This window comes from Dictyobacter sp. Z7_2 (assembly GCF_057551105.1).
The window spans coordinates 706,541-730,085 of sequence record NZ_BAAJPE010000002.1 but is presented as its reverse complement, the minus strand read 5'-3'; the positions used below and the strand labels follow the sequence as shown (position 1 = coordinate 730,085).

Below are 23,545 nucleotides of genomic sequence, written 5' to 3'. Positions count from 1 at the left end.
ATATGAGTCAAACACTCCTGACACCTTCTGTGCGCATAGAGCGTATCGTGCTGGATTATGCCAAAGTTACTCAATATCATTTGTGGGTGAATGAGCGCATGTTTGTGGTAGAGATGCGTCGTTTGTTGCTGCTCAGTTGCACGTGTCACTTGCCTGATTGCCAGCATGGCAAGATCGCATTAAGCGAGGAAACGGCTTATCAGAGGCGCATTGCACAATGGCCTGATTCTTGCTCGCAGTGTGGACGCATGTGCAGAAAAGTGCGTGGCCTTGCTCTCTGTCCTAATTGCACAAATTAATAATTTTCATGGAAGAAAGAAACGTGTGGCTGTTGTGCGGATGGAGCGTGTGCAGGATGTGCTCGCTCCTTGTATGGTGAAAAGATACATTTTTAAGGACATAAATTATGCAAACATATAATCCTTTAGTTATCGGAATGCGTGGTACATCGACGCCATTTTTTACTGCAACGCTTCCTCTGCCTCCATCAATCAATGCCTCTTATAAAATTGTGCGTGTTCCAAAGCGTAATGCTCGTGCGTCTGGTGAAGCTGTGTTGCGCCTTGGTGCAACGGAAGCGCTGGAGATGTTTAAACAAGAAGCCGTGTTGACGCTTCCTGGGTGCTCAACTGCTCGGCAAGATATCATCAATGCACTGAATGCTTCTCCTGTGAAAAAGCCGCTCTCCATCTCGTTTCAATTCTATTTCACGACGTTATGGCTTCGTGATCTGGATGGTGGCATCAAGGCTGCTCAAGATGCCTGCTTTGAATATTTGGCGACGCGATATCGCACTAAGCTCAATGATAATCGAATCACGGCAATGATTGCCCAAAAGTTTGTTGACGCAGAAAATCCACGTGTGGAAGTTCAAATTAGTTGCTTTATAAATTCGTAGGAATACAGGTGTCGTATGACCACAGTAGAGAAGCCCGTAGATACTACAAATACAGATGCCCTTGCAAGGGACTACATCCAGTCCCTTGCAAGGGGCGTTTTCCCTGAAGTTCGGCCTGATTTTGGGAACTGGGAGTCTGCTATTTCTAGTTTAGAGATGGCATTTTTAAAAGTTGAGCGAGCTGGTGGAGATATCCCGAAAGCAATTGCGGATGTGTTGCATATCATCTGTAAAACCAACGCTGATCTTGAAGAACTGATGCGACCGGAACAGCCTGATATTGAAATACCAGACGATCTGAGCTTCCCTCCGTTGCCAGAGCATGTTCGTCTCGATCCAGCTCTTGCGCAAAATGCTTTTCCATATCTGGACAAAGCGGTTGCTTTTAGTCGCAAAGCCAGCCCGGAAGCATATGACGATTATCATCCTCTTATCATTATGTGGATGTTGAGCGTGGCTAATGCTCGCCGCTCATACGTTCAGTTCGGCCTGGATCGGACCTATGGCAATCTGATGATTGGTCTATTTGGGCGCTCCAGTTTGTTCGCAAAATCTACCACAGCCAAAACGGCGAAAAAGATTTTGATTGCCAGTGGTCTGGGCTACCTGCTCGGGCCAGACAAACCCTCACCATCGAAACTGCTGTCCAACATGGCTGGGTCGCGTATACCGCTGGATTATGCTGACTGGAGTGTTGAGAAGCAGGAGCAATACGCCCGGAAAATTGCCATGTCAGGCCAGAAAGGACTCTACTTTGACGAACTGGGGAAGCTCCTTCAGGACATGTTGAAGAAAGGTTCAACCACGTCAGAGTTTGCCAGCATGTTCCTCAGTCTGGATAACTGTGATGAGTCCTATGAGCCAGACACCCACGCTCGTGGTGCTGAGCCGATCCAGCGTCCCTACTTGGCACTGCTTGGCGCGATCACGCCACCGAACTTGCAGGATATGGCAAAAAGCGGGAGTGCAAGCTGGAATGATGGGTTGTTCGGTCGCATGAGCTTTGTAGCAGCTCCTCCAGATGCCTATATCGATGCACCACTTGATCCAGGTGAGCTCTACATTCCAGACGAGTTGGTACGGCCACTGAAGGAGTGGCATACCCGGCTCGGGGTGCCGCAGTGTTATATCAATGAAGTGGTTGATGAGAAAAATAATAAAACCGGCCGCTACCAGATTGACCGCGAAGAACTACCAGAACATGCCTGCACAATCGAACCTGAAGCAACACGCGCATGGAAGCGCTATCGATCTGCCCTTAAAAAGATGATCAGCGAATTCCCTCATGAAGATTTTGCGAGCTCTTACGCACGCTTGCCGGATACAGCCATGCGCATGGCGATCCTGATGGCATCGCTGGGTAACAATAACAGGATTGAAATGAGGCACTGGGCAAAGGCGCAGGAGCTGGCCGAGCTTTTGCGTAAGAACCTGCATGAACTCTATCGGCAAGTCAATATGTCCACGAGCCGGACACCAGCGGCCAGGCTTGAAGAAACCATTCTTACGAAGATGAGATATCTGAGAGACAAAGGTGTAGACGGCATCACCGTTGCGCGGCTCCAGGGCTCCTATCTCAAAAATCAATCCATCAAAGAACTGACAGATTGTCTTGACAGCCTGGTCAAAGGTGGGCTGCTCAAAAAAGAAAAGACGGCCCACGCGCCGGATGGCAAATACTTTGTTGTCTAACGGTAGAACAGTAGAAGTGTGAACGTTAGAAACATCCCTAATATATCTACCCCCTTGCAAGGGGTGAGAAGGAGAAGTGCCCTTCTATACAGATATTTATAAATAAATAAATATAAAAATCCCTTTATATATGGGTAGTTTCACACTTCTAACGTTCTATTCTTTCTATCATTGTTTTCTTATAGCTTTGTAGTATCACCTTCATACCCTTGCATGGGGGAAGGGAAGAGAGATGTCAGGAAAACAGATCATTCCACTGAGTGCGCTCAGCCCCAGCGCATCGCGCTTGTTACTCGCGTTGGTTACCGTCAAGGAACATGAAAAAATGGACGATATTATCATGCGGGCGGGGATAAGGACGTGGAAGACGTATCTGCTTGCAAAGCAGCAGCTCCTTGATGGCGGCTATTTGTTTGTTGCGAACGGTGGTGAGACACTGGCGACGCTTACGCCACGATAATTGTGAAGAACAGGAAGGAAAATAATTATGCCGACAGTATCACAAAAATGGGATATCGTCTCTTTGTTCGAGCACTACTGTGGAGTGCAGACGACTGGTAAATCCATAGTCAAAGGCGTGCTAGAGATCCACAGCAATTGCCCCTGGTGCCCAGGGAGCCAGGACTCATTCATTATGCGTCCAGAGACTGGCCAATACACCCACATGGTAAGAGGCGGCTGTCCTGCTCATGGCGACGCTATTGATTTACTTATGGACTCAGAAGTTGGGCCAGGCATGTCACGCGAAGAAGCGGTTGAAGAGTTAGCGCTTGAAGGTGTTTCATTTGGCGACGGGAAGCCTCCTACGCGCCGTATGAACAGTTCGGATAGTGCGCCTGATCCGAAGTGGAAACAAGCTGCTGAGCTTATTCTGAGCCGTGCAGAGCGGTATCTCTGGCATCCGGGAAGCGCTGGCGGCAAGAAGGCGCTTGACTATCTCCATGCGAGAGGCCTCAAGGACGAGACGATCAAGAAGGCGCGATTAGGGTATGTGCCTTTGAAAGCGGATGGATCCTGGTATATGGGAACATTTGAAGAGTGGGGATTAGATCCTGAAAAGCTCCTTGATGTACAGCGGGCGAAAGGCGGGGTGCGGGTGCCCAACGGTATCGTTATACCATGGTTTGTAGGTGGAACGGTCTGGAAATTGGCCGTGAAACGACCTGGTGAAGATATGAGCTATGGGCAAGTGATGGGGAGTTCAGATGCTCTCTACAATGTGGATACACTTCAGTATGGTGAAATCGTAATGCTTGTTGAAGGGGAATTAGATGCTTTATCGGTTCAACAGGAGGCGGGAGACTTGCTCAATGTCGTTGCGACCGGGAGCGCATCTAAGGGACGAGCTGGGACATCGCTACGTTGGCAAACTGAATTAGGGCTTGCCTCTTTTGTGCTCCAGGGGTTTGACTCTGATGCAGCTGGGGATGCCGCAGCTGATGAATGGTTGAAGATCTTGCCTCGTGCAGAGCGATGGCCATTAATGCTCTGGAATGATCCCAATGAATTGCTCCAGGCGCAATTAAAGCAGGAAACAGATGGCTTTACTCTCAGGGATTGGGTCCAGCTTGGAGTGGATCTTGCTCACCATGACATGGGGCAAGAAGTAGGCGACGACCCCCTTGCAAGGGAAGTCAACGAGGCAGTTGAGGTAGAATATAATCCATTCGAGGGTGACTCTTTAGCGCTCGTGGAAGAGGAACCTGCAAGCAATTCACAAGAAGACCTGGAGCAATTTGCGAATACAGTTTCAATGATTGTGGATATCTTTGGCGGTCCAGGTGCCGTTCAGATCCAGAAGCATGATGGGCGGTCGTTGAATGAAACCTATCCAACGACCGCACGACCTTATACGCCTGTTACATTGCCAGCACTCCCACGGGAAAAATGTCCACACGGCACACTCCAGTTAAAACGTGTGAGTGATGAAATGAGCAATAGCATTCCTGGCCGTGGGTGCATTGGGAAAGTGCTACAAAATGGCTGGTGTGAAGCACACAAAGACTCTGCTGATCTTTTGGAGCTTGGGGCACAACTGAATTATCCTGAGGTACTACTCGGAAAGTATAATGCTCGTGGCATCGGTGAGGGGGTTGCCTGCTGGGAAGCGTATGCTGAACACTGTGGGATTAGTGAAGTGGCTGAAGATATTGCGAGGCTAAAGGCTCGTTATTTTTAACTGCTGCTAAATCCTCCGCCGTCGCCGTTGTCGCCGTCACCAAACATCTTGACCTCTTTGTCAAGATGTTTTTTTTGAGCTCAAATATCATAAATTATTAACACATTAATGGCGTCATTTTGACGTCAATTTAGCGTCATTGGCGTCATTTTTCTTGCCAATAGTATTAGCAATCGGTATAATAAACAATGTGCATGAATATTAAGTATTGTTCATGCATGAAGATGCAATAAGAGGGAGATAGGCACTATGATAAACCCAAATATAAAACCAACACTGGTTGAAGATGGTGAAGAGTTCTATTCTGTTAAAGACGCTGAAGCATATACAGGGTTATCCAATAATGGGCTGAGGATACGTATAGCGAATTGGGAAAAAGAACATCCTGGAGAGGTGATTGAGAAGTCTGATTTTGGTGGTCGGAAACGGTATTACAAAAAAGAAGACCTGGACAAGTTGTTTGAGCGACGAATTGTAAAATAAATAGAGCTCTCAGCCGTGATAGAAAATTAGAAAGAACCGCTATGAAAATTCAACAGCGGTTCTTTTTTATTGAGAAATAAGAGAATTTAGATGTCTATATCAGGGTGATTTAGGAGAAGTTTCAGCGCTTTCAACTCCTCTTGATTGAGGTCTACTTTTTTGTTTTCAGTGCCCTCAGGCTCTCCTGTTTCTTGATTATATGCAGCAATGGTTAAAATTTTTTGTTCGCGCTGAAAGGCGATATCAATTTCTAGATCATCGCGATAGAGCACTAGCGTAAGCTCGTCCGTATTGATTATTGTTTTAGGGGCTGGAGAAGTTGGACTAGGGAAGTTAATCATAATAATGCACCTTCTTTTGTCATATACGCTAATACATATTGAAGAACATATATTGAGATATTTAGTATAATCTGTTTCATCGTGTGCTGTCAACACTGCCAGTGACATTGACATAACATGCGTTAATAGATGTTGAGGCAAATGATAACAAATAATGATAAGGTGTTAAGTCAGATGATAACAGATAAGAATTGGAAGCGTTTCGACTGCCTGAAGAGAATCATGTGCCTGTGAATCCCTCTTTCATTAAAATTTCATGAAGATTTCAATGTGAGCGCTGCCTTCTCAACACGTTTCTGTATTTTGACGATTTCATCCTGATCCAGGAGGTCGCTGGCCTCGCCAGACGTCATCAAGTCATTCCAGGCAATACCACGCCAATCTAACATCTGCTTCTGAGCATCCGTGATCGGGCGCCTGCGCCAATCAGTATTATTTTTATCCAGATATTTTTTGCTCGATGGATCGTCATGCAGTGTTTTTATGCGCTTTTCAGCATACTGCTGGGCGATTTCCAGCGGCTGTTTTCCACACCACTTTTGCGGATGAAACTGTGGCGCCATGCGTGCCCACACCTCATAGAGATCAGGGTCGCTCTTTGTTGGCGCCAGAGCGATGCGATGCTTACTTCTGCCAACTTCCACCATGAAGTTGCCGTTGGGCAGGAGCTGCCACTCCAGAACTTCTAGCAGGTTGACACGGATGTCGCGGACACGCTTGTCTTTTAATTTCTGGATCTGTGCTTCCTTTTCTTTTCTCTCTTCCTCAACCCTTGCAAGGGCTTTTTCGACGGTTTCATTGTCTTTGACCGGAAGATCAATCGCCTTGCTCAGATTTTGAGGGGTTAAGCGATGCTTCAAGCAGTTATCTGTTAAATCTAAGATTGTGCAATACGGCTTATTCTCTGCCAGGCGCAAGCCCCGCCCGACACACTGGACATAGAGTGCGCGGCTTTGTGTTGGCCGTGCCATAATGACGCACTCAATGAGTGGTTCGTCAAAGCCCTCTGTGAGCACTTGCACGTTACACAATACCTTTATTTTGCCATCATGGAATGCGGTATAGATACGTTTTCGCTCTTCCGTTGGCGTCTCACCGGTCACTGTCGCAGCTGGTATGCCCGCGTCGTTGAACTCGTAGGCCAGGGCCTCGGCGTGAGGGACGGTCACTGCAAAACAGATGGCTCTTTTGTCAGGCGTATGCTCTTGATAGGCCTCGACGACTCTTCGGTTTCTTGCTGGTGTGTTGACGGCCAGATCCAACTCTTCCGCCTTGAAGTCACCAGCTCGTGAGTGTAGATCATCCAGATTGACCTCTGTACGGATCGCGATCGCTTTGATATCACAGAGATATTTCTGGTGGATCATCTCAATGATATTTTTCTGGTATAGTGGGGTTTTATCGTTCGCGATCGTCTTCTTGTCGAGCCGATCAGGTGTCGCCGTGACCATTAAGACGAATGCGTCGGGCAGAGCCTCCAGCACGCGCTGATAGCCAGCAGCTGCGCTGTGGTGAGCCTCATCGATAATGATCAGGCCATAGCCGATCGCTTTCAGGCGTTTGATGTGCTCTGGCCGTGAGATTGTGGCGATGGACGCGACAGTGACTTCACCGCCGTATTGATGGATACCAGAGCCTACTTTGCCAATGATGGCATTGGGATTGATTTGCCGATATTTATCAGCGGCCTGGTCGAGCAGTTCGTCCCGATGGGCAATAATCAATGTGTTAACGCCATATCCCCCTGCAAGGGTATGGATGACGTGGCTGAACACAACCGTCTTTCCGGCCCCTGTTGGGAGGACAACCATTTCTTTGGCTGATTTATCGCGCACAAAAGAAGCGAGAACGCGATCGACGCATTCCCGCTGATAGTCGCGCAGTTCCATAACACGCGCTCCTTATTTTGCTTCTACAGGCTCAGTAGCTTCAGGGCGAACGGTCCTTTTTACTATGAGCTCATCAAAAGATTCCTTGGTGATTTTATAACCACCTATATCAACGGCATCCAGATCCCCTGCTGCTACGAGCCGTAGGATAGTTCGTGTGTGAACGCGCAGTGTCTTTGCGACCTCTTCGACTGTTAAAAACTGTGGCATGGATATTTTTCTCCTTCAGTAAATCAAATTTCTGTTATCATCTGACAGTATTATAGTGAACAATCATGAACTTGTCAATATTATGGCGAATATACATGAACTATTGACAACAATCATGAACATTGCTATACTGTGGACATCGAGTGAGTGGCGGCATCTTCTCCGACTATAGCTCTCGTCACTCACCAATTATTAGAAATTTAGAAATTTGAAAGAGAGAACACTCATGACAACCTACGCAGATCCACTGGCTCTCATTGATGCTGAAATTTCCCGTGCATCCGCTCCTCGTCCTACTGGCACCGGCAAGCCCATCTTTCTGTTTTTTAAGGAAAATCATAAGGCCTTAGTTCGCCCTCTTGCTGATCTTTCTGGGTGTGTCATCCTGGCCAAGCATGACAAGTATAGTAAGGACCAGAAGCAACGCGTCAATGCCATTTGCGCCGCTGAGATTGACGAGGAGTGCAAGCATTGTGTTGATGCGGCGAACGATAAGAAGCTCGCTGCCAATATTCGTTTCTACCTTCCTGTCTATGTCTATTCGGTGACTGACCAGAGCACCGGACAGAAGATCACCTACAAAGAAAAAGATGATGCTGGCAACGAGACGGAAAAAGCAGTCTCCGGTGTCCGTGTGATTGAGATGGGTCCGTTTGGGGCCATGGGTGATGTGCTCAAGTGGTTTCGCGACTACATGCGTGATGAGGATGAGCCGAACATGACTGAGCGTGATTTCAGCATCTCGCAGGCCAGCAGCGGTCAGACAAAAAGCTTTAATATCATCTCGAAAACGCCTCGCCCGACCGATCCTCGTATCGTCGCTCTTATTCCCACCAAAGAGCGCATTCGCACACGTATCCTGGAAAATCTTGCTCCTCTAACTGTGGGCAATGCTACATCAACTCCTGTCGTTTCAACAGCAGCTTCTTCAGCAACTGAGGAGATTACTGATGTCGACACTGAGTTCTAAAACATTCTCCAATCAGGGCGCGGCGACGGGGGTTAATCCTCGCGCCGTCGCTCAGCTCTTCAAACTCGACACGCTGGACTACTTTGATCAGTGGAACGCAGAGCGACCTCTGCGTACGGGCTTCCCGCATGCATCCAACACATTGGCTATTGAGAGTGAGTACTGCCTGCGCAAGCTTGTTCTCATGGCGACTCACCCAGGTGAGGCCATCCGGCCAGAGAGCAAGCCCTGGGACAATCTCACCAATGCTCGGTTTAAACACGGCTGGCTTATTCATGAGAAACATCAGGATTTAGCGGAACGCTATGGTCGTGTGGTGTACACGGACGGCGAGCCGGAGCTGGACCGAACGCATTTCGATGAAGATCACCTGCTGTATTTCTCTCCTGACCTGATTGTTGAGCACTGCTTTGAAGTTATGCCAGTCGAGCTTAAAGGGTATAAACAGGAGACCTTTGACGCGCTGGATGAGGCTGGCCCACCGCCTAAGGATGCGCACAAGCAGGTCAACCTGTACGAGTACCTCTTAAAGCTTCGCCACGGCCTGATCATGGTGGAATGCAAGAATACGCAGCGTCTCAAAGTCTGGTGTGTGGAGTATGACGAGAAGTTGGCCCAACCCTATATTGAGCGCCTGGAAGCCTTTAAAGCAGCCTACGAGTCTGGTACTACTCCAGAACGCAAGTGCAAATCGCCCAATGATCGCATGGCGCAGAAATGCGAGATGTGTCAGTTCTGCTTCTCGCATCGATAGAAAGGAATTATTCAATGGGATGTGACATTCACGGATACATCGAAACGCGAAAGTATCCGTTTTCATCTCAATGGGATGACTGCATGGACATTAAAACCGTTGTTGGGCGCAATTATGAGATGTTTTCAATCCTGTTTGGCGTCCGCAACTACGGAAAATTTATCCCGGTTGCGCCGGACCGTGGCCTGCCCAAAGACATTTCTGAACGAGCACAAAAAGAGCATGAGGACTGGGCTGAGGATGGGCATTCAACCTCGTATATCACACTTCAGGAGATCAAGGCTATTGACTGGGACGAACATGGAACCACACTTGCTGACTACATTAATTGCTACAAGCCGGGATCAAAGACACCTTTCTCATCATTTATTGACTCTTCTGTTTTGACGCCAGCAGATCATCGCGTGCTGGCCACTGGTGAGAGTGTCACCAAAGGTGAGATTACCTATCGTCGTGAGTTTGCGAAGAAATCAGATGCAAGGTCCTCTGATTGGACATTGCTCATTTCGATCATGGAGCAACTACAGGCATTCTATGAGGCTGATGACGAACGCTATGGCTATGGTCAGCAGGACAAGATTATTGAGTCCACGCCTGCTGTCGCCACCTATGTCGATACAAGCCGTGTTCGTCTCGTTGTCTGGTTCGACAATTAACCCCCTCTGTTTGGATGAGAAAGGAGAATTCAGATGGAAGCAAAGATTAAAAAGCTCTTCGACGCCTGGCTTGATTGGACAAAGGATGAGAAGGCGCTTGACAATATTAAGCAGTATGAGCTCAGCAATCTTATTCGCGATGAACTCGTAGGTGATACTCAGGATTTTTTGCAAGAAGTTCTCACCAATCACTAACCCCTTGCAGGGGAGAAGGAGACCACAATGCGCAAGAACAATGTCGTTTTTATTCGTCCAATTGATTGCTGGTTTCACGAAAAGTGCTTGCCCCAGAATGCGCCAGCACCCACACTCACACTCGACATGAATGATCCAAAGAACATTGGGTCTATGCCATTTGCGCTATGTGCTGGATGCTCCCACAAACTCATCCTGGGCAATGGCAGGATCGCGCTCAGGATCAAGACATATAGTTCATTCGCGCTGCACAGTGCTCAGTTTGCTGAGGCTGAGCAGATCGAAAAGGACTTTGTAGGGCGCAGGATCACCAATCGTGATGGTCGCGCTTATGATATCCTGCACTGCTTTCTCCAAACCAATCCACAAAACGCTGCACAAGCAGCGATCGTAGCGATCTGCGAGCCGGTAGAAGATGAGGAAGTGTACCAGCGCAACTACACGCTGGCCATGGCCATGCAGTTGGTCAGAGTGCAGCTCCAGAATGATCTTGTTGCACCGAAAGAGGCTATCACGGAATCGCTGGCAATTATTGATAGTGTGCTGAAGGAGGCATAACATGCGACCATTTCAATTGTTTGACCGCGCGGAACACGTCCATTCCGCGCCCGAGCGTACGATGACAACGAGCCAGATTCGTCTAAAAGCCATCAATCGCCTCATGCGAGAGCGAGACGCCTATGAGCAACAAGAACAAGCACGCCTCCAGGCGCTAGCACTGACCGAGACGCGGCGCATGCCGACAACGGGAGCGATGCAGCGCCTGTCTAAAGTGACACGTCCTATGTTGCCCCTGGACGCGTCAGGACGCCCCTATCTCATGAAGACTGACGCGAGCAAAAAAACGATCGATCTCATTCGTGAGGTTGTCGAGAAATACTATCTTTTCCAGCCCAGGGAAGAGGAAGTGATCCTGTTGTCGCCGCTCAGATATCTGTCGTTGGGCGCAATGACACATTATAAAATCGGGACAACCCATATCCCGATCGGATATGAGGAAGAGCCGTTTGAGTGCTATCACTTTGACGTTATGGTTCGAGGAGAATAAATGGACATGTTTTTAAAGATTATGGCTGTTCTTGCCTTTATCGTGCTGGCTGCAATGCTACCGAGAGTGCTGGATCGCATGATGCATCGACGGTATCACTGTGATGACAACCACGAAGAGTATGCAGAGCGCACCACGCCGGTGGTCTTCCATGCACCAGTGCATATACACCGTGCAGAGCCAGGATGTGTGATTATCCGTGGAGACCGTGAGGGTGATGGGCCAGAGGATGTCTACTTAGACGCGGAATATATCAATTTATATCTGGATGCCGTTGACCTGGCTGAGCGGCGTGTGAAGTAGAAATTGTGTCATATGTATACGAGACCCTGTATGTATTGTCAGTCCTACACCGACGTCCATTGTGATTGCGGTGTGATGATCTGCCCAGGCTGCGGCCCTGCACTCTGCCCTTTGTGTCTGCGTGAGGCAAGGCTGCGCCAGGATTTATTAATTGTCTATACCTTCTTAAAAGTATCAAAATCGTCTAAAAATCAAATAGTATTGCGTGATGTGAATGCGACTGAAGAAATGACTATGCCTTTACCCTTGCAAGGGTGAAGTGAGAGGATAATTATGATCTATCTTGTAAATGTTTCAGGCGGGTTGACTTCGTTTGAAGCTTTAAAACGAACGCTGGCCAAGTACGGCAAGGAAAATACAGTTGCGTACTTTGCCGACACCAAGCAAGAAGATGAAGATCTCTATCGCTTCTTGGATGACCAGGAGCGCTACTTTGGAATTAAAATTGAGCGTGTAGCCGATGGGCGTACTATCTGGCAAACATGGAAAGATCGTAGGTGTATCACGCTTCGTTTGCCTGGTGGTGCTGATGTAGCGCCTTGTAGTATGCTCCTAAAGCGTGAGGCATTGGATAAGGTGATCACAGCTCGCTACGCACCAGGAACGTATACGCGTGTCTTTGGCTATGAGTGGTCTGAGATTGACCGTATGTCACGACTTGAGGCTGACATAGCCCCTGAAAAAGCCTGGTTTCCTCTTGCCGAGCACCCGTATGTTGATAAATGCACCATTTCTAATTTCCTTGAGTCGATTGGGATTGTTGTCCCACGACTCTATACGCTTGGATTTGAGCATAATAACTGTGGTGGTGGCTGTGTAAAGGCAGGGCAAGCGCACTGGGCGCATCTGTGGTTTACCTTGCCTGATCGCTATCTCATGTGGGAAGAGAAGGAAGAAGAATTTCGCCAGTATATCGAGAAAGATATTTCTATTTTGAAGGATAGACGTGGAGGTTCTTCGAAGCCAATGACACTCAAGGCATTTCGACTCCGTCTAGAAGCAGGTGATACTGACTACGATAAAGACGATTGGGGAGGATGCGGGTGTTTCGCCCCAATGGCACAAGGGCGTATGGATGATGTTCTGCTAGCAACTGATGCTATCGCTAAGCCTAAACCCAAAAAAGTTATTAAGGTTGTCCCTGTTCAGAAAGAAATATCACCAGGTCAAATGGTATTGTCGTTGGACTGACTGTACATACACAAAAGGAGAGAAGCCTCAAAACTTCTCTCCTTTTTCTTTCCCGTTTTTGGGGACATGAGAACTATGTAACATATGAGGGCGTGTGAGGCACCATACACCTCCCGCGCACGCTCTCTTTTTTATGCGCTTTGTGTGCTCACTGCTGGGATCTCAGCTGTAGATGTAAATGCTGGGATTGACGTCTGCTGACTCATAGCAGGTGCATCTACAATGGGTGTATTTGCAACACTTGGACCATGCACAGCGGGTGTCATCGTTGCTGTAGGTACTGTAGTAACAGGCGTAGCCGCAAGGCCTTGCAACCCCTGAGTGAGCCCCTGGATAGCTTGTGTGTGCTGAGCGAAGACAGAGATAAGTCCTGTGATCAAATCCTCTGTTTGCCCCTGCAAGGAGGTTACCGGGGCAGGCGTACCCGATCCAGGGCCAACATTGCTTTGTAGATACTGATCGACTCCTTTAAATGGCCCAGCAAGGAGTGATGAGATCCCGGCCAGAACGACCAGGAAGTCAAGATAGGGATTGACTAGATTCAGTTGCCCTTCACTCCAGGCTTGCAAACCTGCGACGACAATTATGATAATAGTCGCAATACAGCCGTTCGCGACTGACGACAGCTTATCTTGTTTTAAAATGCCGGGTAAAACAATTCCGAGCGCGGGCAGGATAGCAGATAATACTGCGAAAATTGCTTGTTGTGTGGTCATATGAATAGTCCTTTATTTCACGAGCGCTTCAACTTGCTGGAGCGCGGTTGATACGGGTTGTAAAGCCGTTGCTATTTGCTGCTTCAGTGCAGCATCCGATGCTGGTTGAGCCTTCAGCTGATTGAGCTCAGCTGTGAGCGCCTGGTTTTGGCCGACGAGTCCATTTTTCTCGTCGCGTACGTTGTTATAGGCCGTCTGTGTGGCTGCAAGACTTGCCTGTGTTGAGTGGAGCAAGTTCACTACAGTCGCTAGCTCCTGCCCGATCCATGCCTCAAACACGCCGTTTTTGCTGGTCCACTCCAATGCACTCCAGCGAAACGTTTGACGTGTGCCACCTCCTAAGCCTGGATTGGACAGCTCCAGCGGTGTGAGTCCTTGTGCGGGCATAAGTGGAACATTTCCGGCGTCCCATGAATGCGTCAAGATGTATGACCGAAAGCCGTCGGTTACTTTTATGCCGTTGGGCGCGGTCAACGTTTTCCCGTCGTCGTGCCATCCTGTTGGTATTGCCACAGTTGGTCCTCCTTGTGGTGTTGATTGTCCGAGATACGTCCATAAATCATTCCAGGGATATGGCCCTGGACAATTGGCACGACTGACAGGATCAAGTGAAAAGTGACCGGTGATCCCACCTGTGCTGTCAGCTGCCCGCTTCGGAATACCTCGACGCTCACAGATATCCTTGATCAGCTTGAAGCTTGCTGCCTGTTGAGCAGCCGTTAAGCTGTCAGAATTGTCGAGCGACGGTTTGCAGTGTTCGATCGAAATGGTAATGTTGTTCGGATTGATATTAGGCAGACCTGTGACAGGGTTTATCCCTCCACATGCTCTATCCCAGAACGGTGCGTGCCCGGCGGCCAGGGCACCATTTCCCCAAGCGCCATCTTTCTCGGCGACTGCCTGCACGATCTCACCTGCCGTCCCGATAACGTAGTGGCTGCTAACCGGATTGTTTGTGTTCTGCGTCGTGTCGAAGTAGTCAGCGATGGCGACACCGCTGGTCCCCCCGGCCGTGCTATGCAAAATCACGTAACGCGCTTGTTCACCATTTCTATTGAGGAAAAAGTTCGCGTTTGGCAGCCACGTTGCACCCTGTTGATCCGTCATGCCTTGCCCTCCTGTCCAGGCTTTGTCAGCCGTCTCATCGTGCTGGACGATCCCTTGTTGTCAGTAATTGTTACGAGATCGCCGTCAATTGTGACGATCATGCCACGCTTCTTCAGCGCTTCCTGAATGGTTTCGACGATATGCTGTTGTCGCTCATTTTCTTTTTTGAGGTCAAGAATATTCTCTTTGAGACTGTCAATCTGCGATTGCAGTACATCATTTTGTTGTTGAAATGCCCCAATAGTCTGTTCCTGGATTTTGATAATTGCTTCACGCTTCACGTTTTTGATCACAATATAGCCGGTGATCGCAGTGATTAAAATTAAAATCGCGTCTAATATGCCGAATAAATGATTAAGTAAAAAGTCCATACTACATTCCTTTACCCCTTGCAAGGGGGCTAAGCGAGCACATGATAGTGAAAACCATAGATAGTGTTGGCCTGACTTGCTGCTGGGGCGACTCCAACACGGTAGGTGAAGCCTGTGGTAGTTGAGACCACATTCCACCGTAAGGCCGCCGTCGCATCGTTAATCGGTGTAAACACAACGCGTGGCGCGGTGGCGTACTGTTTGTTGTAAGTGAGCACGACCATATTGCCGAGCGCTGGGCTTGTGCCAGTGCCGAACGTGATTTGCCCATCTAAATCTGAGCAGTTTGTCAACACTGGTGCTGGTGGCGAGGTCCCAGCATTGCTTCCAGCCGCAGCTGTCGGCGGATTATACTGCACACTGGCAATATGTTGCAGCACCTGGAGATCGCCCCCGGTCGTATATGTGTCCATGAAACTGTAGTGATTGACGTTCATGGCATCATTGTCATGAAAGTAGACCACCCAGCTATACGGCTGTTGTGAGGCCGCAGCCTGGATGACATAGCCATTGCTTGCGCTCTGGTTATTGCCATTGACAACGTTGTAGCCGACTTCGCAGACAGATGCAGCAGATCCAGCACCGGTAATGCCAATGCCCTGATATGGCCCTGTCGCCGTACTGCTTTCAAATCCGACCACATTGCCAATACAACTACTCCCGCGACCATTCAAAATGCTCATTGAGATCCCAGCAATAAACGTCGCGGAACCAGAGCCGAAACCATCCACGTAGTTCGCGTGGACACGTGAGCCAAAGCATTTGTTGACAATAATGCCGCCAGTCCCAGTGCCGTAGATGTGGTTGCCCACCACGCGCCATCCTGGCCCCATCTCGATATTGATCGCATTTAAACCTGCATTTTGGACAATGCAGTCTGTCAGAAAGCCGTCTGTCGTTGCGTTGCCACCACCTGTCCCATCATCTTTGATGTGGATACCTTCGCCGCCGCAGGTACGGACCTGCAATCTCGAGATTTTGGGCTCGACGCATGAATTGCTGATGTGGGTGCCATTGCGACTATGTGCCGTGTACAGGAAGCCATCTCCAGCGACGTTTGTGATCGTCATACGATCGAATGAACTCCAAAAGTTCATCGCGACAAAACCGTGTGCGTTCAGTCCGCTGGTCGCTGAGTTGCCGTCAATTTTAATGTCGCTGATCAAAACAGGGTTGCCAGCGCTGGAGGCATTGTTATACCAGTCGGCGCTGCACAGAACAGGCGTGGTGAGTGCCGTCCCTGATTTAACCTTGATCACCGTGCCTGAGTCGCTATCCCCAGCGCCTTGAATTTTTATGCCGCCGGGATAGAGCAGTGAAGCGCTTATAAGGTACGTTGTCGGCGCGAGTTGCACCATCTCACCAGTGGTCGCTGCTGAGAGCGCAGCCTGGAGTGCGCTGGTATCGTCTGAGATGCCGTCGCCCACGGCTCCATAATCTTCCACATACAAGACATTTTTCTGTCGAAAAACTGTTGGCATAGATGTTCCTCCTGCCCCGCCCGAGCTCTGGGCAGGTGAAAATGCATTGGTGAATAACTGAACCCACGAGCCCAGGTTTGGCCCCTCCATGAGTGTGAGCTGCCACGCGTAGAGCAGCCCACCGGTCACACCAGGTGCTTGAACAACAGTGACGTCGACCTCCGCAATCAGCATCTGCACATTGCTCAAATTGAATTCTGGCACAAACACACTGACCTGCTGGCCAGAGGTGAAGCCGCTGCGCAGCGTCTTGCACTTGAATGTGCGCCCGATGTTGCCGAATCTCTGGAGCAACTGGTTCCCTTGCACGGTTGCCGCTTCAACGGTCGTCGGCGTGGAGCTCAGATCTAACACTGCCTCTACAATACCGGATGAGCTCCCACCTGCTGAATTTTCAATGGTTTGCATCATCGATTGTGAGATCGTGCCTGGAAACTGTCCGACATTGTCCAGGACCACATCCTGAAAGAAGGAGCCGATGTAGATGATAGAAAAGCTGTCTGCATCTTGCAGAACGGTCTGGCTACTGTCTTGATCGATGCTTGTCGATCCGACCTGATAATAGAAATCTTTTCCGCTATCAATGCCCTTGATCCCGAATGTCTGACTTTGACCATTTAAGACGATGCTATCGGGTGGTGCGACGAGTGGGTTAGACACGCTCCAGGATGTCGTAGACCCATCGCCGACCTTGATTTCAGTGAACGTCGCAACGGCGACGGCGTTTTGCATGATTTGCCGATTGCGGTAGCTATCCGCGGCATTATCAAGCTCGGCGCCGTCAATCAACACATCGTTGATTGTCTGGCCGCCAATCACCTGGCTATTGAGACTACTAAGCACGTATGGTGCTGGAATGGCCTCTCTGGCCTGAAACAGCAGCGTGTTATCGTTTCTCCAATTTTGCCAGTAGTCGCTCTTTGTGTTCAGGTCAGCAATATTATCGCTGAGAAATGTGCGCTGATACGCGACGGATGGCAAAAGGATCCCTTCTCCGATATCCGGGCTACCCACAAACGCCTGTAAGCTCAACACCTGAGGTGTTTGTGTGGGATCTGTTGAGGTCAAAATCAGTTTGGTCAGGAGACTGAGACTGGTGACATTCTGGCCATACTGCATAGTCCTCAAGCTGTACACCCTTGCAAGGGTATTGAGGAGCAAGCCGCTATGACCTGCCGCAAGGGGCGAGCCATCGGTATACGTGATGAGCGTTGTGCCATCCATGCTGACCGTGATCACACCTGCCTGTATGTCGAGTGTAAAGAGGTGCGGTGTACCACGCACAAAGCTGATCGTGGCTGTTGAGCCGACCTGTGTATTGGTAGAGCTTGCACGACGGAAAAGCTTCACACGGTTCTGTGTGCCCGTTCCTGAGCCGTCCCAGATCTGGACATAATAGCCAGCGCTCGAGACTGAATAATTGGCGAGCAGGCCAGATCCATCACATTGGTCAAAGACGGCCTGGACCTGGTTGTCCACAATGCCAATATCGGCAAGCACCGTCAATGTCCCGTTTACGCCCCCTGATCCCACAAGCCTGCTATTGGCTGTGTCCCAGGTCCATGACCCTGTCGTGCCCCCAAAGTTACCCTGCACATAATCCGTATGGCTGTCCAAACTGAATGTATCCTCTTCAGGATCAGGTTGTGTGTTTATGTATGTGATTGGATCACCGGGGCTTGTGAGAGTCTGCCAGCTCGTGCCATTGTTGATGCTTGTCTGCGCGGTGAGTCCAGTTCCTACTGGCGTATTGGCATTCCAGTTGGCCAGTGCGGTGGCGGCTCTGCCAACCCCTGCAAGGGTAAGACTTGGGCTAATGCGGTAGCCTGTTGACGTGTATGAGCCCATCACCCACACCGACACCCCGTTCATGACTGGGACGACAGGGGCATTGGATGCCGTGAGCGTCATCTTAACGATGAGTGAGACGCCTGTGAGTGACTGGCCAGCGGTTAATCCTGGTATTGACGCGCCGTTGGTTGCCGTCTGAAACGTTGCACCTCCATCGATAGACGTCTGCGCACTTATAGAGCATGTGCCGTCAGGAAGTCCATCTGTGTCCCAGGAGAAGATGCTATTCCCGTAACTGCCAGCCCCTGCAAGGGATACGCTTGGAGACTGCCAGGTGCCTGACAGGGCGCTACAGACGCCAAAATTGTCGTATGGGACGGCAACCGTCGAGCCTGAATTATTAAATGTCCGAAGTCCGATATTGCCAGCAGACAGGTACGTGCTATCTGTGGCGTTGATCAGACGCACTCCATCAAGAAACACCTGATGACTTGATCCGATCGCGATCACTTTCAGGCGGTGCACACTATTCCCCGCGAGCGCGATCGCTGGATTGGCGATATTCGTAAACGTGCCAGTGCCTGAGCCGTTATTTGTTCCACGACCTAACTGGATATTGGTTGTCGTCAGATTAACAGCATAGGCATACGTGTTGTTATTCGCCTGCCATGCAGTTGTGCGATAGACAATGCCAGCGCTTGCAGAGACATTTGGCACTGTCACATCGACCTCTATGACTCCATCTGCCCATGTCCCTGCAAAGTCCATGCGCAGTCGAAAGTCAAATGTGTTCGAACAGTTCAGATAAATCTGTTTGTTAATTAATGAACTATTGCCGGTGCCAAAGGATGACGCCGATGGCGCGATCCCGTCCCAGGTGGCTTGAAAGCCGTTGAGAGTAATCCCTTTCACGGGACTTGTACCAACGGTTTTCAGGTTCGTGAGTGTGCCCAGGGCGAAATCCGTGGCGGTGGTGTATGCTTGCACCACGTCGCTTTTTGTGGCGTTATAGGCACTATTGACTATTAATTTGACAGTGCCGAAGCTAAGTGAGGCAGTAGGATCAGAGCCCTGCATAACAACATATCGGTACAGCAATGATCGGCCAGTCACCACCATGCCGGCAAGCAGGTTTGCAACTGGATCACCAGACTTGTTGTGCAGTTGCCATGACGCGCCACCATCGATTGATGTCTCGATGATGCCACTTCCTGTGTCTGGAATAGAGCTGTCGTAGGTCATCTGGGAGTCGCGTACAATGCCAACGGTACTGATGGACAGTGGTACTGGGCTTGTGCCACTAATCTTGTCACTGGTTTGGACCTGCGTCAACAAAACGTTCGAATACCCATTGTTGAGCGTCTGGTTATTTGTGCTGAGGGTACTTGCATCCCCGAAAAATGTGACACTCCCACCCGCTGAAATATTGTAGATGATTCGCCGGAAATAGGCTGTGTACGTCCCAGCATTGACACCACCTAAGGCGACTTCGACGGAAACAATCGTTTTTCCGACAAATGACCCGGTAAAGAATGTCAGCCGTGAGTACCACTGGTCATTGGCAAGCCCTGAAAGATCGGTTTTGATCGCCATGCTCATGCCCTGATTGTCCGTGTTCGCGCTTGCATTTAATGTCGTGCCATCTGAGCATGTTACGTTGACAGATGCAGTGATGCTCGGTGAGTCTGATCGTATCCAGACGTCAAAGGTAAGATAGTCGTTGGTAGCAATGACCTGAGATCCAGTCCAGATTTGCCTGTACACATAGGCTGTCGTATAACCAGAACTGGCATAGCCGGTGAGCATTAACGCATTTCTATACCCCAGTAAAAAACCAGGCCCCAGTATAGAAATATTCGCCCCTGCAAGGGATAATTCAAGGTCTCCGGCGCCAGGATTGCCCGTTGACGCGTTCGTGGTCGCAGTGGCGTTGGAGAGCGTGCCAGCAGTCCAATCGCTTTGCAGCTCATCCCAGCGCAGTGCGGCGTTGGCGGCTAAGCCTTCCGCGGCGCCATAACGCTGGACCTGATCTACAACGATCGTGCCACTGTACTGATTGCCGTATGTTTTGTTGCTGGTCCTTTTCCCGGCCAGATAGTCAGCACGCTGCACACAGTCGAGCGTCCACATCTTGCCAGGGTTGGGATAGAGCTTTGTCGCGGATGGCTGGTTCACGTATCCTGTAAAGATCGTGCCCAGGATGCTATCTGTGATCACGATCGGCTGCCCTTTGCTGTAGAAAGCGGTGCCTGCCAGGTCAATTACCGTCACACTACACGTTGTTCTTTGGTCGATGCGATCTGGGCGAGAAATGGCAGATATCTTCACTGAGACCCCGGCAATTGTTGCGATCATACTCATATGCTTGCCATCCTTCCACCCTGGCCACGTATGACATTCACCGCTTTTGTCATGAGCGTATTCGTCATCTCTTTGCCATCTAAATAAATGTGATTGTGTACATGAATCTCGCCACCACTTGCCGAAGAACCACTCCCTTGCAAGGGTGAAGAGGCAGGATAGAACGGTTGCGACGAGCCGTTACCAGTCAGCGCAAGCGACGAGCTTGGCATGAGGTGAGAACTGAGCGCTTGCATGGTTGCACGCAGCAGCGGAATACTTGATATGATGCCGGAGCTGAAGCCGGCAACCATATTTTGGCCCCACTCAACAATATGTCGGCCTTCGCCTTCCTTTGCTGGACTATGGAAGCCCAGAAATGCGGCAACATTGGACACAATGTTTTGTGCAGCCTGTCCCGCCTGCCCTGCCATATTATTGATGCCATCAATAAATCCTTGGACCAGGTTGGACCCATACGTACTTGCCTGACCAGATAAATTGTTGAACCAGCCTGTGATAGAGCCCCAGAGCGAATTAAGCGGACCTGCTATATAGGTAGACCAGGCGGAGCGGAACACGCCAGACACCTTTCCCCACATGGAAGCAGCGATGCCGGAAAGTTTCCCCCAGATAATTTCGACGCCACGAACCTCATCATTCCAGATCGTTTTAATCCAGCCCACGACAAAATTAATTGCGGACATGACAGCTGTACTGACAGCCTTCCAGGCGGTCGTCGCCATGCCAGACAACTTCCCCCAGACAATTTCTATTCCACGAATTTCATCATTCCAAATTTTTTGAACCCAGGTGACGACAAAATTGACCGCAGACATAATTGCCGATGTGACGGATGCCCATATAGATGTGGCCTGATCTTTCAACCACTGCCATTTGCTGGAGATGAATTGCGTGACATTCGTGTAAGCGTCCTGCAACCACTTTACTGCATCTTTTGTCCAATTGACTATAGCGTCAACAGTGTATTTTACATAATAATTATGATTATAGAGCCATTGAAATGCAGCAACACCATTTTTCATAGCCGTCTGTATATTGTCGGTGACACTTTTGAAGCCGGTTTTCGCCCCATTTCCCGCTTCAGACCCGCGATCGTGAAACCACTGACCAACGCCACCAAAGAACCCTTTGGCTTTATCGATCCCTGACTTTGCTCCATTGGCCGCATTACTAAATTGAGTATGAAACCAGGCTCCAACATTTCCGAATGCTTGCTGGATATTCTTCCAGATTCCTGAAAAAAATGCGCCCATATTGCCAAAAGCGCCCTGTATCCAGGCAACCACAGCCCCCCAGACGCCCTGGAGCCAGTGTGCGATTTCGCCCCAGTGCTGCACCGCGAGCACAATGCCGGCGATCACCAGAGCGACAGCCGCGCCGATCAAAAGGAAGGGAAGTAAGGGCACGAGCGCAGCCCACGCGGCGATCGCCATTGAGACCAGAGAGGCAACCATCGCGCCACCGATAACCCCTGCAAGGGCAATCACGACCCCCTCCAGTGCCGCCATGGCAACCTGATTATGTTGGAAGAAGGAGACCACGCTTGAGCCAACAGAGACCATTGTCTTGATGGTGGTAGCCAAACCACCGATGCCCTTCTCCAGTGCGCCTGACTTCACCAGCCAATCGGTAAAGCGCGTGATCAGCGGCACGATCTGGCCCATCAGGGATGTTACCGCGGGAAGTAATGCCTGACCGATTTTGATCATGAGGACATTAACAGCCTCATGCGCCTGCTGCATTTTGAAATTAAAATTGCTCTGGATATCCGACCAACCGTTTACCGATTGCCCGCCTGTCTGCATAGCCTTTGAGATCGTGGAAACATTGTTCGTCAGTGTGGACATGTTCTTGCCGCCCAGCTCCAGCGCTCCGTTTAAGCCCAAAGCGCCACCCATGACCTTTTTCATCGAGGCTGTCCACTCAGCTGATCCGGCCGGAAACTTTTTGCCGACGTGGTCCTCGATTAGCTGTAAGGCTTGTGGGAGGCCTTGAGTCTGAAGCGTGTTGGCGACATCTGAAGAGGACAGTCCAACCGCCTTCATTGCTTTGGTCGCAGCGGCAGAAGGCGCAACCATGTCGCGGAGCATAAATGATACCATCTGTGCGGCATGCTGAGCGGATTCACCACTATTGGTCATCGTGGCCATTGCACCGCCCACCTGATTGAATCCGACATGGATGCTACTGGCAAGAGGAAGCACGACAGACATGGCCGAGCTCAGGTCTTGCAGGTGTGTTTTTCCACTGGCGACGGTGGCGACAAGACCATTCATGGCACTTGCTGCCTGGTCAGATTTCATGTGGTAGTCGGTCAGCACAGTTGTGAGCGCGTTCGTCACAACGCCCAGATCGGCATTTTCAGCTTTCGCGCCCTGGGCTGCAACGCGCAAAATTTGCAAGCCGGCCGCGCCGTGGCTGCCACTGCTCTCGACCATATACATGCCATCCACGAGTTGCTTCGTACTTGTGGCGGTATCGGTCGATATTTGCAAAATGCCATCACTCACCATTTTGAGGTTAGATTGTGTCTCACCAGCACTGGTGACCAGCGTTGTCAATGAGGATTGAAAATCACCAGCAGCTTTGACGGCTTTCACCCCAATACCCACCGCAACGGCCGTCCCGGCCAGCGCTGCAACGCCTGCCACAGACCACATGGCATTGCCAAGGCCGATTGTGCCCTGCTTCAAGGCATCCATACCAATCGTCCCGGACGTGCCCAGGTTTTTCAGGCCAAAGTTGATATTGCCAAAGGCATTGCCGAGCCCCTTCAGTGTGGATGAAAGGTCATTTGCATTGCCTCTGATATCGTAGGTGAGCGTATTGGTCAATCCCATGTTACTGTGCGTTCCTCGCTGCTTCCGCTTTCAAATCGCGTGCGGCCAGTTCGTACCAGGCCCACC

At 50.0% G+C, this 23,545-nt stretch carries 22 protein-coding genes; 14 read left to right on the top strand and 8 right to left on the bottom strand.

Annotation, left to right across the window (positions count from 1 at the left end):
* The first annotated feature begins 2 nt into the window (after positions 1-2).
* The 6 genes from AC27N8_RS16485 to AC27N8_RS16460 all read left to right on the top strand — a co-directional run bounded on the left by AC27N8_RS16485 (position 3) and on the right by AC27N8_RS16460 (position 5,252).
* Positions 3-299 (top strand): hypothetical protein, encoded by a 297-nt coding sequence (locus tag AC27N8_RS16485; RefSeq protein WP_487068483.1) that lies wholly within the window; start codon positions 3-5, stop codon positions 297-299.
* 107 nt (positions 300-406) lie between these two features.
* Positions 407-898 (top strand): RusA family crossover junction endodeoxyribonuclease, encoded by a 492-nt coding sequence (locus AC27N8_RS16480; RefSeq protein WP_487068482.1) that lies wholly within the window; start codon positions 407-409, stop codon positions 896-898.
* 15 nt (positions 899-913) lie between these two features.
* Positions 914-2,590: a DUF3987 domain-containing protein gene (locus tag AC27N8_RS16475; protein ID WP_487068481.1), complete on the top strand. Its 1,677-nt coding sequence runs from the start codon at positions 914-916 to the stop codon at positions 2,588-2,590.
* Between the two features lie 232 nt (positions 2,591-2,822).
* Positions 2,823-3,050 (top strand): hypothetical protein, encoded by a 228-nt coding sequence (locus tag AC27N8_RS16470; RefSeq protein WP_487068480.1) that lies wholly within the window; start codon positions 2,823-2,825, stop codon positions 3,048-3,050.
* Between the two features lie 27 nt (positions 3,051-3,077).
* Positions 3,078-4,769 carry a toprim domain-containing protein gene (locus tag AC27N8_RS16465; protein ID WP_487068479.1) on the top strand — a complete coding sequence of 564 codons (1,692 nt, stop codon included), beginning with the start codon at positions 3,078-3,080 and terminating at the stop codon, positions 4,767-4,769.
* Between the two features lie 249 nt (positions 4,770-5,018).
* Positions 5,019-5,252 (top strand): hypothetical protein, encoded by a 234-nt coding sequence (locus AC27N8_RS16460; RefSeq protein WP_487068478.1) that lies wholly within the window; start codon positions 5,019-5,021, stop codon positions 5,250-5,252.
* Positions 5,253-5,338: 86 nt separating this feature from the next.
* Here the strand turns inward: AC27N8_RS16460 and AC27N8_RS16455 are convergent, their stop codons facing one another.
* The 3 genes from AC27N8_RS16455 to AC27N8_RS16445 form a co-directional block, all read right to left on the bottom strand.
* Positions 5,339-5,593: a hypothetical protein gene (locus AC27N8_RS16455; protein ID WP_487068477.1), complete on the bottom strand. Its 255-nt coding sequence runs from the start codon at positions 5,591-5,593 to the stop codon at positions 5,339-5,341.
* A 254-nt stretch (positions 5,594-5,847) separates the two neighbouring features.
* Positions 5,848-7,482, bottom strand: a complete 1,635-nt coding sequence (locus tag AC27N8_RS16450; RefSeq protein ID WP_487068476.1) for a DEAD/DEAH box helicase — start codon at positions 7,480-7,482, stop codon at positions 5,848-5,850.
* A 12-nt stretch (positions 7,483-7,494) separates the two neighbouring features.
* Positions 7,495-7,692 (bottom strand): helix-turn-helix domain-containing protein, encoded by a 198-nt coding sequence (locus tag AC27N8_RS16445; RefSeq protein WP_487068475.1) that lies wholly within the window; start codon positions 7,690-7,692, stop codon positions 7,495-7,497.
* Between the two features lie 226 nt (positions 7,693-7,918).
* Here AC27N8_RS16445 and AC27N8_RS16440 point away from each other — a divergent pair, with 226 nt between their 5' ends.
* The 8 genes from AC27N8_RS16440 (at position 7,919) to AC27N8_RS16405 (ending at position 12,809) form a co-directional block, all read left to right on the top strand.
* On the top strand, positions 7,919-8,662 hold the full coding sequence (locus tag AC27N8_RS16440) for a hypothetical protein (RefSeq protein ID WP_487068474.1): 744 nt from the start codon (positions 7,919-7,921) through the stop codon (positions 8,660-8,662).
* Positions 8,643-9,416: a hypothetical protein gene (locus tag AC27N8_RS16435; RefSeq protein WP_487068473.1), complete on the top strand. Its 774-nt coding sequence runs from the start codon at positions 8,643-8,645 to the stop codon at positions 9,414-9,416. Before AC27N8_RS16440 ends, AC27N8_RS16435 begins: the two co-directional genes overlap by 20 nt.
* An 83-nt stretch (positions 9,417-9,499) precedes the next feature.
* Positions 9,500-10,072 carry a hypothetical protein gene (locus AC27N8_RS16430; protein ID WP_487068472.1) on the top strand — a complete coding sequence of 191 codons (573 nt, stop codon included), beginning with the start codon at positions 9,500-9,502 and terminating at the stop codon, positions 10,070-10,072.
* 33 nt (positions 10,073-10,105) lie between these two features.
* Positions 10,106-10,267 carry a hypothetical protein gene (locus tag AC27N8_RS16425; protein WP_487068471.1) on the top strand — a complete coding sequence of 54 codons (162 nt, stop codon included), beginning with the start codon at positions 10,106-10,108 and terminating at the stop codon, positions 10,265-10,267.
* Positions 10,268-10,294: 27 nt separating this feature from the next.
* Positions 10,295-10,825, top strand: coding sequence for a hypothetical protein (locus AC27N8_RS16420; RefSeq protein ID WP_487068470.1), 531 nt, complete (start codon positions 10,295-10,297; stop codon positions 10,823-10,825).
* A gap of 1 nt (position 10,826) precedes the next feature.
* On the top strand, positions 10,827-11,315 hold the full coding sequence (locus tag AC27N8_RS16415; protein WP_487068469.1) for a hypothetical protein: 489 nt from the start codon (positions 10,827-10,829) through the stop codon (positions 11,313-11,315).
* Between the two features lie 6 nt (positions 11,316-11,321).
* Entirely contained in the window at positions 11,322-11,618 is a 297-nt protein-coding gene (locus AC27N8_RS16410) for a hypothetical protein (protein WP_487068468.1), read from the top strand.
* Between the two features lie 273 nt (positions 11,619-11,891).
* Complete coding sequence (locus AC27N8_RS16405) at positions 11,892-12,809, top strand: hypothetical protein (RefSeq protein ID WP_487068467.1); 918 nt, start codon at positions 11,892-11,894, stop codon at positions 12,807-12,809.
* A gap of 131 nt (positions 12,810-12,940) precedes the next feature.
* On the opposite strand, the gene AC27N8_RS16400 is transcribed toward AC27N8_RS16405, so the two are convergent.
* The 5 genes from AC27N8_RS16400 to AC27N8_RS16380 are packed head-to-tail and all read right to left on the bottom strand — an operon-like array spanning position 12,941 to position 23,479.
* Positions 12,941-13,525 (bottom strand): hypothetical protein, encoded by a 585-nt coding sequence (locus AC27N8_RS16400; protein ID WP_487068466.1) that lies wholly within the window; start codon positions 13,523-13,525, stop codon positions 12,941-12,943.
* A 12-nt stretch (positions 13,526-13,537) separates the two neighbouring features.
* On the bottom strand, positions 13,538-14,632 hold the full coding sequence (locus tag AC27N8_RS16395) for an N-acetylmuramoyl-L-alanine amidase (RefSeq protein ID WP_487068465.1): 1,095 nt from the start codon (positions 14,630-14,632) through the stop codon (positions 13,538-13,540).
* Positions 14,629-15,003, bottom strand: a complete 375-nt coding sequence (locus tag AC27N8_RS16390; RefSeq protein ID WP_487068464.1) for a hypothetical protein — start codon at positions 15,001-15,003, stop codon at positions 14,629-14,631. Before AC27N8_RS16390 ends, AC27N8_RS16395 begins: the two co-directional genes overlap by 4 nt.
* 29 nt (positions 15,004-15,032) lie before the next feature.
* A complete protein-coding gene (locus AC27N8_RS16385; RefSeq protein ID WP_487068463.1) occupies positions 15,033-20,636 on the bottom strand; it encodes a beta strand repeat-containing protein in 5,604 nt (1,867 codons plus the stop codon).
* A complete protein-coding gene (locus AC27N8_RS16380; RefSeq protein ID WP_487068462.1) occupies positions 20,633-23,479 on the bottom strand; it encodes a phage tail tape measure protein in 2,847 nt (948 codons plus the stop codon). The genes AC27N8_RS16385 and AC27N8_RS16380 overlap by 4 nt, the downstream gene beginning before the upstream one ends.
* Positions 23,480-23,545 lie beyond the last annotated feature (66 nt).

Bases quoted from the DNA above. Each gene is read 5' to 3' on its own strand.
- AC27N8_RS16485 (WP_487068483.1), top strand. From the start codon at position 3: ATGAGTCAAACACTCCTGACACCTTCTGTGCGCATAGAGCGTATCGTG.
- AC27N8_RS16480 (WP_487068482.1), top strand. From the start codon at position 407: ATGCAAACATATAATCCTTTAGTTATCGGAATGCGTGGTACATCGACG.
- AC27N8_RS16475 (WP_487068481.1), top strand. From the start codon at position 914: ATGACCACAGTAGAGAAGCCCGTAGATACTACAAATACAGATGCCCTT.
- AC27N8_RS16470 (WP_487068480.1), top strand. From the start codon at position 2,823: ATGTCAGGAAAACAGATCATTCCACTGAGTGCGCTCAGCCCCAGCGCA.
- AC27N8_RS16465 (WP_487068479.1), top strand. From the start codon at position 3,078: ATGCCGACAGTATCACAAAAATGGGATATCGTCTCTTTGTTCGAGCAC.
- AC27N8_RS16460 (WP_487068478.1), top strand. From the start codon at position 5,019: ATGATAAACCCAAATATAAAACCAACACTGGTTGAAGATGGTGAAGAG.
- AC27N8_RS16455 (WP_487068477.1), bottom strand. From the start codon at position 5,593: ATGATTAACTTCCCTAGTCCAACTTCTCCAGCCCCTAAAACAATAATC.
- AC27N8_RS16450 (WP_487068476.1), bottom strand. From the start codon at position 7,482: ATGGAACTGCGCGACTATCAGCGGGAATGCGTCGATCGCGTTCTCGCT.
- AC27N8_RS16445 (WP_487068475.1), bottom strand. From the start codon at position 7,692: ATGCCACAGTTTTTAACAGTCGAAGAGGTCGCAAAGACACTGCGCGTT.
- AC27N8_RS16440 (WP_487068474.1), top strand. From the start codon at position 7,919: ATGACAACCTACGCAGATCCACTGGCTCTCATTGATGCTGAAATTTCC.
- AC27N8_RS16435 (WP_487068473.1), top strand. From the start codon at position 8,643: ATGTCGACACTGAGTTCTAAAACATTCTCCAATCAGGGCGCGGCGACG.
- AC27N8_RS16430 (WP_487068472.1), top strand. From the start codon at position 9,500: ATGGACATTAAAACCGTTGTTGGGCGCAATTATGAGATGTTTTCAATC.
- AC27N8_RS16425 (WP_487068471.1), top strand. From the start codon at position 10,106: ATGGAAGCAAAGATTAAAAAGCTCTTCGACGCCTGGCTTGATTGGACA.
- AC27N8_RS16420 (WP_487068470.1), top strand. From the start codon at position 10,295: ATGCGCAAGAACAATGTCGTTTTTATTCGTCCAATTGATTGCTGGTTT.
- AC27N8_RS16415 (WP_487068469.1), top strand. From the start codon at position 10,827: ATGCGACCATTTCAATTGTTTGACCGCGCGGAACACGTCCATTCCGCG.
- AC27N8_RS16410 (WP_487068468.1), top strand. From the start codon at position 11,322: ATGTTTTTAAAGATTATGGCTGTTCTTGCCTTTATCGTGCTGGCTGCA.
- AC27N8_RS16405 (WP_487068467.1), top strand. From the start codon at position 11,892: ATGATCTATCTTGTAAATGTTTCAGGCGGGTTGACTTCGTTTGAAGCT.
- AC27N8_RS16400 (WP_487068466.1), bottom strand. From the start codon at position 13,525: ATGACCACACAACAAGCAATTTTCGCAGTATTATCTGCTATCCTGCCC.
- AC27N8_RS16395 (WP_487068465.1), bottom strand. From the start codon at position 14,632: ATGACGGATCAACAGGGTGCAACGTGGCTGCCAAACGCGAACTTTTTC.
- AC27N8_RS16390 (WP_487068464.1), bottom strand. From the start codon at position 15,003: ATGGACTTTTTACTTAATCATTTATTCGGCATATTAGACGCGATTTTA.
- AC27N8_RS16385 (WP_487068463.1), bottom strand. From the start codon at position 20,636: ATGAGTATGATCGCAACAATTGCCGGGGTCTCAGTGAAGATATCTGCC.
- AC27N8_RS16380 (WP_487068462.1), bottom strand. From the start codon at position 23,479: ATGGGATTGACCAATACGCTCACCTACGATATCAGAGGCAATGCAAAT.